The sequence below is a fragment of the Algoriphagus faecimaris genome, assembly GCF_900101705.1.
Taxonomy (GTDB): domain Bacteria; phylum Bacteroidota; class Bacteroidia; order Cytophagales; family Cyclobacteriaceae; genus Algoriphagus; species Algoriphagus faecimaris.
In genome coordinates this window covers 1-1,917 of record NZ_FNAC01000096.1, presented here as the reverse complement: position 1 = coordinate 1,917, position 1,917 = coordinate 1, and the positions used below count along the sequence as shown (strand labels likewise).

Sequence of the window (1,917 nt, the reverse complement as noted above, 5' to 3'; positions counted from 1 at the left end):
AAAATCCTGACTCAATCCCCATAGGCACCTCACCGGTTTCGTGCAACAGCGCTTTCATGCTTGGCTTTGCAAGCCGCACGAAAGCTTAGTTGTTGTTGGCGGTAGTGCTTCTTTTTCCTTATGTCGTTGTTGTCTCATTGCTTGTTTCTGCTAAAACTTTGAAATAGGTCTTTATGAATGTCTCAATATCTGTCTGCTCTGAACTCCAAACGGCGGAACTTACTCTAAACCTTATATTCTGGTCTTCAATGCTTACAGATATTCCATCTTGCCCGTTGTTAAGATTGCTCTTTTTGATTTCAACGTCACTGAAATCATTGAAAACAGTGTCAATTTTATGACCAATGTTACTTATTACTTTTGCATTTATTCTAAGATATTCGATGTCTGGTTCTGTTCCGTCCAAAGGCACTACTACTAAGGAATAATTATCCTTTTGTTCTGTTGCTGTTTTAGCTTGTAATGGTGTCATTGATGCGTGTTCCTTGCCTGTAGCCTTTAATTCAATAAGCCAATTATTTATTCTAAATCCTTCACGTTGATTTTCTTTATTAACTAAGTCCGATGATTCTTCCGTTAAAATGTAATCACTACCGAATGGCTCTCTTTGAATATTTATTATGACTCCACTTTCTCTAAGTTGCTCAATATATTCTTTAAATAAATCTTCAATGAGTTTCCCGATTGTTTGATTACGGCTAATTAGTTTCCGTTCATTTAATCTTTTCTCATATTCCTTCCTTATGTTCGGGTCATTAAATATTTCTTGAACAAGTTCTGGGTCAGCATCACTTGTAATCATATTAGTTATAGCCTTGTCCCAACTTAATCTAAGTTCGTCTGTTGGGAGTGTGTTTCTAATTAGGTCAGATACACCCACACCAAGTTTATTCAAGAAATTTTGTTGTCTTGAACCACGAATAGTTCTAACTAAATTCTCATCTCCTTTAAGTATTTCGGAAAGATTTTTTGATGAAGGAGTTTCACTTACAAATTTAGTTTCTGAACCTTCGCTTTCGGTTTTTACATTTACCCAATTGAGACGTTTAGCACGGTAAACCCAGAGACAGGTTCTAAATTGTATTGGGTTTTCTAATCCTTCGATTGTTACTTCTTGTATGTCTGAATCAAAAAAGGTGTCTTTTTCAACGGCTTCTGATAGAAGAAATTTTAATCTTTCTAAACTTGATTTCTGTGTTGTATTTCTTCCGTAAATATGTCCGTCTGATGCGGTCAAATATGCAAAGTCAGAATAGGTTATTTTGAATTTATGCTTAAGTTGTCCTTCTGCATCTCTCAACACATTAAGGTCAGATTCTTTGATAACTAAATGTTCTAATAATTTTATGTTTGCTGTTTCAGTTTTGGTTACTAAAGGACTTATGTGAATAAATCCGCTCTCATTTAAAAAGTGGTAGTCTGCTTCATTCAAATACTTGTTATATATTTCATTTAGGCAATCTTTATCCCTAACTAAGACTGAATACAAAGGAAAGTTTACTTCAAAATATGGCTTTGGAGTAAGTAAAAGATGTTCGGATTTAGGAAAATGGTCATAAACAAAACTTTCGTCAATCTTCTTACTTGCACCTGTCAGTATCTTCAAATCTTTGATTATTTCTTTATGGTCTTTTGATATTAACCATTTTAAAAACCTTGCATTACACTCTTGATTGGATGACTTAACGAAGTCAGATTCATCAAGCTCGTTCAACTCAGCTTTTAAATCATTAATGGCATTTTGTATTGTGTAATTTTCAACTCCACTGATTTGCAAAGAATTTATTTCTCTTGAAAATAGTTTATCAGAAAAATTTAATTCAATTATATGAATATCCGCAAAGTCACCAGTAGCCAAATAAGTTCTTTTTGACAGTTGGTGTCAATTGCTTTATTAAGGGTTTAACTCGATTTAAA

Annotated in this window: 1 protein-coding gene; it reads right to left on the bottom strand. The window is 33.6% G+C overall.

Features of this window, described 5'->3' with window-relative positions; genetic code table 11:
* Positions 1-118: 118 nt before the first annotated feature.
* The gene (locus BLQ57_RS20705; RefSeq protein WP_087941501.1) at positions 119-1,858 is read right to left on the bottom strand and encodes a transcriptional adapter; all 1,740 of its coding nucleotides are present in this window, start codon (positions 1,856-1,858) and stop codon (positions 119-121) included.
* Between the last annotated feature and the right edge of the window lie 59 nt (positions 1,859-1,917).